This is a genomic window from bacterium (assembly GCA_039961635.1).
Lineage (GTDB): Bacteria > 4484-113 > 4484-113 > JAGGVC01 > JAGGVC01 > JABRWB01.
In genome coordinates this window covers 23263-31465 of record JABRWB010000067.1, presented here as the reverse complement: position 1 = coordinate 31465, position 8203 = coordinate 23263, and the positions used below count along the sequence as shown (strand labels likewise).

Genomic DNA, 8203 nt, shown 5'->3' with positions numbered 1-8203 from the left:
TCCGCGATTTCACTTCCACGAACGGTACCGCAGCCCACCTTTTCACCGAAAGCGAAGTGGGCGTGCGCATCTGCACCGCGCGCGTGACGGACGATTCGTTCCTCGCGACAACAAAGAGCGTCACCGTCATCGTTTATCCCCCCGAAGGCGGCCCGGTGCCCCAGCCCCCGGTGGCGATTGCCTCCGGATGGCCATTAATAGGGGATGCGCCGCTCGAAACCGTTTTGAGCTGCAATTCCTCATACGATCCCGACGGCGAAATAGTCAAGTACGAATGGGATTTCGATGGTGACGGCCTTTCGGACTGGCAATCGTATCAATCCGATCATGTAAGTCACATTTTTGATGCCGGAATTTGGAACGTGACACTACGGGTTACGGACAACGACGGATTGATGGCTACGAATGAAATCACTGTTATTTCGAATGCAATTTCGCTTTACTGGCAAAATGAGCTTGTTCAGCAGTTATTTCCAGGTGAGCGCGGTGACAGCCACTTGAGAGTAGGTCCCGGGTATCTGGGTGTAGGCGCTGCTGTGTCGCCAACCACCGGGGAACTGTGCGTTATTTACGCTGTTGATGACAAATCCTTGCCTATGTACCGCGACGAACGCATCAGAATGGCCTGGAAAGGAGGCGCTGGGGGGGATAATTGGAGATTTGAAGATTTTTACATCGACGCGGATATGAACTCGGTGTCAATTCCAACGCGACCCGTATTCCTTGCAGACGGGACTTTAGTTTTCGGAACCTTTATTTCATCGCCTAGTGCCTGGGAGCAAGCGATTCTTGTCACGCGCAAACCTACTAGTGAAATCGATATCGTCTATGCCGGCGGCTTTATGTACGACCAATACTATGAACGCGACTGGCTTGATGTAAGCGCAAATGCAATTCAGCATACTGTTGGATTTCTATACAGGAACGGGGAAGATGGCGAGGATTATAATTTTGCCGAGTTAACAGGGGATACACTTACAGAAAGCAATCCGTTTGCGGACTGGGATGAAGGACCGTTTAGAGTAGGCGATGTTAGATACTTCGACCAAATCCCATGTATATTGCAGCTTTGGAATACAACATCCATTATAAGCAAACAGGGAGAAGAGTGGCTGGGCGATTTGGTTACTACGCGTTCTGTCGACCGCGCCAAAATTGGGATTTCTTCAAGCGGCCTAAGCGTTCATTATGGCGCAGACAAATGTATGTACAGATTCTTTAAGCAAGGATCGATTTGGCAGCAAAATCCACTTTTGCTTCAGGAATATCCACAATATCGAGGTTATATTGAGGCAAAGAGTATTGATCAACACTGGTGTTATCTCTCGTATTTCTTCTTTGAAGATGACCGGCTATCTTTGCTGTATGAAAACGGCACAGGATACGTGGTTGAGCCAATTGCCGACCATTATTTGGGCAGCGCCGCAAGCTATTGCATGGCTGTGAGCAATGAAAAAATATACGTTGCGGAAGTCGACTCCATTCAGCTGACGATTACGCTTTACAGCCGTGACATTCCTTTATGGTAGCCAATGGGAAAGAAGATTTAACTCCGTTTTAGGTATAGGATTCAGTTGAAATGCCTGCTTGGAGGTTTTTTTTCCCGCTTTTATATAAATCCGTAGGCATCCATCTACTACCCCGGCACGCCAAAGAACTCCGACAGGTCGCTTGCGCCGATTATCTCCGCGGCGGTGTCTATAAGCGGCTTCAAATTCCTATCCGCGCCGTCCAGGTGCGGGATCGCGTGATCGATTCTCACGAGGTCGTACACCCACTGCGTCCCCGCGCCGGGCGCGCCCGTCGCATCCAGCTTTTTCCTTCCCGCGGCGACGCCCGCTGTCACTTCCTGCCGCCCAGTGCGGAACGAAAGCGCCTCGGTTGCGCAAAGAAGCTCGATTGCGAGTACGTTCCTTGCGTTCTCCACGACGCGGCGGGCTTTGCGCGCCGCCCAGGCGCCCATGCTTACGTGATCCTCCGCGTTGGCCGACGTCGGAATCGAGTCCACGCACGCCGGATGCGCAAGCGTCTTGTTCTCGCTGACGAGCGACGCCGCGGTGTACTGCGCGAGCATATACCCGGAGTTGATTCCCACGGGATTGTCTATGAGGCATCCCGGCAGGCCGCGGCTGTGGTTGGGATCGAGCAGCGTCTGGATGCGCCGCTCGCTTATCGAAGCTATTTCCGCGATCGCGATCGCGAGCATGTCCAGCGCCATCGCAAGCGGCTCGCCGTGGAAGTGGCCCTCCTCGAAGTGCAGCCGCTTCGACCAGCCGTCGGCGGGGGGGGACTTTTCGACTTCGTCCGCGGTGAAGAAAATCGGGTCGTCGGTGATCGCGCCGAGATGGGTTTCGATCGTTTCACCCGCGTACGCGATCGCGTCGCGCGCCGCGCCGTGCACCTGCGGAATGCAGCGCACCGAATACGGGTCATGCACCTGCGCGGAGCGGTTGACCAGCTCGCTGCCAGCGGTCATCCGGCGCACGTGGCCGGCGGAAATTGCCGCGCCGCGGTGTTTGTAAACCGAAAAAACGATTTCATCGAACGCGCGCGTCGCGCCCAGAAGCGATTCCATCGTAACCGCGCCCGCAGCATCCGCCCAGTCCAGAAGCCGCCGCGCGTCGTGAAGCGCAAGCGCGGCCTGCGCGGCCATAACGGACGTGCCGTTGAGCAGCGCCAGCCCTTCCTTGCATTTGAGCTCGAACGCGTCGCCGACGGAAACGGGAATCCCGCCCGTCGTGCTCGTGTTGAGTTCCGCTAGATTCGCGTATTCTTTTCCGCGATAGCGCACCGGGCCTTTGCCGATGAGCGAAAGCGCGAGGTGCGCCATCGGCGCGAGGTCGCCGCTGGCTCCTACCGAGCCCTGCTCCGGGACGACGGGCAGCGCGCCGCTGTTCAGCATTTCCACGAGCCGCGATAAAAGTTCGTACCGCACTCCGGAACGTCCGGCAGCAAGCGTGTTCGCGCGCACGAGCATAACCGCGCGCACGACTTCGTCGGAAAACGCGGGGCCGGTGCCGGTGCAGTGGCTGACGATCAAATTCTCCTGGAGTTTGTGCGCGGCATCCATGTCATGCAGCCGCCTGTCCTTGAGCGTGCCGAAACCGGTCGTCACGCCGTATATCATCCGGCGTCGCAGCTCCTTTTCGGTTTCGCCGGGGGGGGAGTATAGCGATTCCTTCACATACTTTTCCATCCACGCGCGCATCCTGTCAAGGCGAAGCTTCACTTCCGGCGCGATTTCCACCTTCGCCCCACGCCGCGCGACGCGCACGATTTCCTCGACTGAAAGACTTCCGCCGGTGATTACAACAGGATGCCCGCTGTCATCCATAATGCGCTCTCCCTATTCCCTTTCGGCGAGTATGGATCGCAGCTCGCCCGCAAGTCCGCCAAGCGGAACCGTGGATTGCCCCTTGCGCGCCTTCAGCCATTCGTCGCGGTTCTTGATGTCCGCGGTCGCGGCAGGCTCTTTGCGTGTGATTCGCAAATCCTTGATCGACGCGGTGCCGGCGGCGAACTCGTCCGTGCCGATTATCACCGCGACGGGAATGACCTGGCGGTCGGCGTACTTCAGTTGCTTGCCGATGCCCTTCTCGTCTCCCATGTAAACCTCGGTACGGATTCCTTCCGCGCGCAGCTTTCCCGCGATTGCGAAATAATCCGAGAGCCGCGATTTGTCCATAACCGTGACGAGCACGTCCGCGGTGGAAGGGCGCGCCGCGGCCATTCCGAGCGCGGCCATCGCTGCGACCAGCCTGTCCACGCCTATCGAAACGCCGGTAGCGGGAATGCTTTTGCCGATGAATTTTTCGATAAGCGTGTCGTACCTTCCGCCGGCGGCGACGCTTCCGAATTCCGGCGCGTCAACAAGCACCGCTTCGAACACCGGCCCGGTGTAATACTCCAGGCCGCGCGCGATCGAAAGGTCTATGCACGCGCGCCCGTCCGAAACTCCCAGCGAATCGAGATAGCCGGAGATTTCATCCAGCTCGGACAGGCCCGCCTCCGCATCCTCGATACCGGAAAGCAATTCGCGCGCGGCCGCAATCGTCTCCGCGCGCGCAGCGCGGTTCAGCGAAAGAAATTGCTCGATTTTCGAGATTGCTTCGCCGGGCAATTCGAGGCCGCGGATTTTGTCGCCCGACGCGTCCACGCGCCCCGGCCCGAGCTCCAGCAGAACCGCGTCCAGCCCCTGCTTGTCGAGCTTGTCAAGGACGCGCATAACTGACGCGCCCATATCGCGCGCGATCCCGGCGAAATCCAGCATCCCGTTGAGTATCTTGCGGTTGCTGATGCGCAGCCGGAAATCGAGCGAAAGCGATGAAAGCGAATCACACATCGCGGCGATTATCTCCGCATCCGCCGCCATACCCGTCGAGCCTACGGTGTCTATATCGAATTGGATAAACTCGCGGTAGCGCCCGGGATCGGGCTTGTCGAACCGCCAGACGGGCTGCACCTGGTAGCGCTTGACAGGCAGCGGCAGCTCCGGATACTGCGCGATGACGCGGCAGAGCGGCACCGTCAGGTCGTAGCGAAGCCCCACGTCCGCGCCGTCGCGGTCCTTGAAAAGGTAAATCTGTTTGTTCGCTTCCTCGCCGTAACCGAGAAGGGTTTCCTTCGCTTCCAGCGCGGGCGTTCCGAGCGGGACGAATCCGTATTTTTCGTACGTTGTGCGCACTGCATCAATCACGCGGTCGCGCGCAAGCATCTCCGCGGGAAGAATGTCGCGGAATCCTTTAAGCGTCCTCGGTTCGACGGGCGACATATCGGTATCCTTCGGTGCGGCGGCGTATGCAGCCGTGAAATTCAAATACCGACGCTGGGATTTGAACCCAGAACCTCTTGATCCACAGTCAAGCGCTCTAACCGGGTTGAGCTACGTCGGCATGCGGAACGGGCATTATACCCACGCGTCCGCATGGCGGTCAACGAGTCTGCGGCCGCAGCCAAGACGCGACCAAGCGAAATGATGTATAATCGTCGCGGGCGCCTTGATCGGTCCGGATTTGTTACAGGGGGAAAAGTGGCGGAAAAGGGAAAGTCCGCTGGACGCGTTCTCGTCGTGGACGACGAGAAAATGATTCGCGAGCTGATTTCGGCGACACTCAAACACGCGGGTATCGAATGCACCTTGGCGGAAACCGGCCAGGAGGGGCTTGCAAGGTTGAAGGAGCATCCTTTTGAGCTGCTCCTGACCGACCTGCGGATGCCGAAAATGCACGGCTACGATTTAATCGTGCAGGCGATGGCGCTGAATCCGCCCCCTCTTGTCATTGTCGTCTCGGTTATTGACGACTCGCGGATACTCAAAGAGCTTTTGGCCCAAGGAGTTTCGGGCTTCATCCCAAAACCGTTCGAGCCGTCGGTCTTGCTGGCTTACGTTCAGCGGTTCTTGAAGCACGCCGATACGGAAAGGCATTACCGCAATGAAATAGAGGAACACAGGAAGCGCGTGGATTCGCTTCAAGTGCATTTCGCATCGCTTGTCCGTGAACTGGAAGACAAAAAGGCGGCGGCGGAGGAAGGATTCAAAGGTTCCGCCGAAATCCTCAGCCGTATGATTGAGGGACGGGAATATTTCAAGGGAAGCCACAGCGGCCGTGTCGCAAAATTGGCGTGCGACATTGCAAGGCGGATCGGTCAGAACGAGGAGTTCGTGAAGCACCTGTATGTGGCATCGCTGCTGCATCAAATCGGGTACATCGCCCTGCCCGACGAGGTGCTGGCGGTGCCGCCGCAAAATTTGGATGCCGAGAAAAGGGAGATATACCGGAAGTTCCCGAGGCTCGGAGCAATGCTCATAAAGGAAATGACCGATGCAACCGAAGTATCGGAAATCGTCGAGTTTCACCAGGAAAGGTACAACGGCAGCGGGTATCCCGACGGGCTCGCCGGCGACGCGATTCCGCTTGGTGCAAGGATTCTTTCGCTCGCGGACGAGGTGGACGAAACCTTGAACGGCAGAAAAACGGGAGTGCGACATTCGCGAAAATCGGCTTTGGACTTGGTCTGTGCCGGCATGGGAACAAAATTCGATCCAAATCTCAAGCCTGCGATTGCAGCGATTCTTTCGGAAGAAGAATCCGCGCCAAAAACTCCTTCGATGGACATTCCGGTGGATGAGCTGAAGCTTCGGGATGTTGTCGCGGACAATGTATACGATGCCAATGGAATCCTGCTGATAAGCGCCGACACTCTTGTGACTCCGTTCGTGATGGAGCGCATCAAGTCAATGCGAGATTTTGGCAAAATGCCGCGCACGATCAAGGTCAGGCGCGGATAGCCGTCAACCGGTTTTTCCAAAGTGCTCGAAACCGCTTTCCATGAGCGGGTATAGCTTTCCATGGCGGTTAACCACGAGTTTTTTACCGCGAGTCATCTCGCCGATGCGCATCGCCTTCCCCCCCTTGCGGTAAAGCTCGATTATGTAATTTTGCGAGGGCGCGGCTTTCGCAAAAAAGCCCGCCCTATCCAATGCGTCCGGCGGAACCGTGAATAGAAGCTGGTAATCCTCGGCAGAATCCAGAATGAAGCGTTCCAGATACGTGGACTCGTATCCGATATCCCGGCCGCCTTCGCGCAATTCTGGGGATTTTTCGAGCATTCCCGTGTATCGCTCCACTTCCGGATGAGCCCGGAATTCTCCCAGCTCGAGCACGCATCCGGTTCCGCCGGCCTCGCATAGAAGCCTGACGCTCTTGGCGATGCTGTCGGACGTGTCCAGCATCGCGGTGGCAAGTCCGCGCGCCGCAAGTATTCGGCCGGTCTTGATTTGTGCGACGGGTCTGGTGAAGGTCTTCACGGACTCGGGAAACCCGGATATATCAGGAACGATATGTCTCGGCAAGCCGGAAAGCGCGGGGTACAACACTTCCATTCCTGTCCTTGCGAGGCCGATGTCCCCGGTTACAAGGATGTGATCGCCCGGCGCGGCGCCAGCACGGCCGACCGCCAGCCCGTTTTCCGCGATGCCCAGCACCGTCACCGATACAATCCAGCACTGGGACGAAACCAGGTCGCCGCCGAAAACGCGGACTCGGAACGCGCGCGAGGCCTTCGCGACGCCCTTCGTGAAGGCGGAGATTTCCGCATCTTTGGTTTCCGGCGGGATTCCAAGGCTCACCAGGTATCCCACCGGCAATCCCCCGCATGCGGCTATGTCGCTCACGTTTACGGCAAGCGATTTCCAACCAAGGTTGAACAGCGAGCCAAGCCGGTCTCGCGGATCCGCGTATTCGGGGCGCGTCGGCCGCGGTATCGTTCGCTTTTCGGGCAATATAAAGTGCGTTCCTTCAACCAACATGTCCGTGGTTGAAAGTAGGCTGAATTTTCCCGTGTTCCAAACCGCGCAATCGTCGCCGAGCGGCACTTTTGCAGCCTCCTGCAACGCGAATAGCGCGGGACCGCCAAAAACCGAACGCGCGTCGAAATTTCCATCCAGCAGCGCGCGGCGTACAGACGCCTCGGTATCCGCGCCGTAGGGGCCCGGCGGCAGCTTCGGCGCGCCAAGCGCCCTCCACGCTGCGCCTATGATTTTCTCCTCTCTGGATTTGTAAATCACTGCGCAAGTATAACAACAGGTCGAGCGCGCGGCTTTTTCACTTGCGGGAAGGCGATTGGCCGCAAATGAGGATAGGTAATATAATCCCGAGGCCATCGCCGGGGGAAGCGGCGCAAGGCGGAATCCAGGTATTCATTTTGCATTATGACTGTAGAGTGGAACATAAGCATGTCGACCGGCGTGGCCGAGATCGACGAGCAGCACAAAAGAATCGTGTCCAAGATGAACGAGCTGATCGCGGCCGTACGCGAAGGCCGGGGCGTCGAAGAGTGCGAGGAGATTCTGCTGTTTTTGAAGAGCTACATTCCCGACCATTTCGCGCGGGAAAAGGCGATAATGAAGAGGCTGAAGTACCCTTACATTGAGGATCACATAGACGAGCACAATGCGTTTCTTGAGGATTTTGTGATGCTCGCCTCCGAATACAAGCGGGACGGCGGGAGCGTGCGGCTCGCGAGGAAGCTGCAGAGGATGCTGCTGGATTGGTTCACATCCCACATCTCCTCCACCGACAAGCGGCTGGGCGACCACATACGCGAAAAGCTGGCCTCGAAAAAGCGAGGCAAGATTTGAAACAGCCGGAACGCGCGTTTTCGCAAATGCAGGGTATACCCTATCTATGAGGTATAATCTCGC

The 8203-nt window shown here is 57.4% G+C and carries 6 protein-coding genes and 1 tRNA gene; 3 read left to right on the top strand and 4 right to left on the bottom strand.

The genetic code is table 11. From position 1 onward, the window contains the following. A partial coding sequence (locus tag HRF49_10455) for a PKD domain-containing protein (protein MEP0815068.1) occupies nt 1-1529 on the top strand: 1529 nt, incomplete at its 5' end. Nucleotides 1530-1636: 107 nt separating this feature from the next. Here HRF49_10455 and HRF49_10450 read toward each other — a convergent pair. The 3 genes from HRF49_10450 to HRF49_10440 all read right to left on the bottom strand — a co-directional run bounded on the left by HRF49_10450 (nt 1637) and on the right by HRF49_10440 (nt 4892). Next, nucleotides 1637-3334 (bottom strand): histidine ammonia-lyase, encoded by a 1698-nt coding sequence (locus HRF49_10450; protein MEP0815067.1) that lies wholly within the window; start codon nt 3332-3334, stop codon nt 1637-1639. 12 nt (nt 3335-3346) lie between these two features. After that, nucleotides 3347-4771 (bottom strand): histidine--tRNA ligase, encoded by a 1425-nt coding sequence (gene hisS / locus HRF49_10445; GenBank protein MEP0815066.1) that lies wholly within the window; start codon nt 4769-4771, stop codon nt 3347-3349. Between the two features lie 46 nt (nt 4772-4817). After that, nucleotides 4818-4892: transfer RNA gene (locus HRF49_10440), tRNA-His, on the bottom strand. 137 nt (nt 4893-5029) lie between these two features. On the opposite strand from HRF49_10440, the gene HRF49_10435 reads away from it, so the two are divergent. Then, complete coding sequence (locus HRF49_10435) at nt 5030-6289, top strand: response regulator (GenBank protein MEP0815065.1); 1260 nt, start codon at nt 5030-5032, stop codon at nt 6287-6289. A 3-nt stretch (nt 6290-6292) separates the two neighbouring features. Here HRF49_10435 and HRF49_10430 read toward each other — a convergent pair whose 3' ends face one another. Then, nucleotides 6293-7567, bottom strand: coding sequence for a thiamine-monophosphate kinase (locus HRF49_10430; protein MEP0815064.1), 1275 nt, complete (start codon nt 7565-7567; stop codon nt 6293-6295). A gap of 144 nt (nt 7568-7711) precedes the next feature. Between HRF49_10430 and HRF49_10425 the strand changes: the two genes are divergently transcribed. Next, nucleotides 7712-8140, top strand: a complete 429-nt coding sequence (locus tag HRF49_10425) for a hemerythrin family protein (GenBank protein MEP0815063.1) — start codon at nt 7712-7714, stop codon at nt 8138-8140. Nucleotides 8141-8203: the final 63 nt, after the last annotated feature.

What these genes read in the sequence shown, in the direction of transcription:
- HRF49_10425 (MEP0815063.1), top strand. Translation starts at nt 7,712, where the DNA reads ATGACTGTAGAGTGGAACATAAGCATGTCGACCGGCGTGGCCGAGATC.
- HRF49_10450 (MEP0815067.1), bottom strand. Translation starts at nt 3,334, where the DNA reads ATGGATGACAGCGGGCATCCTGTTGTAATCACCGGCGGAAGTCTTTCA.
- hisS (MEP0815066.1), bottom strand. Translation starts at nt 4,771, where the DNA reads ATGTCGCCCGTCGAACCGAGGACGCTTAAAGGATTCCGCGACATTCTT.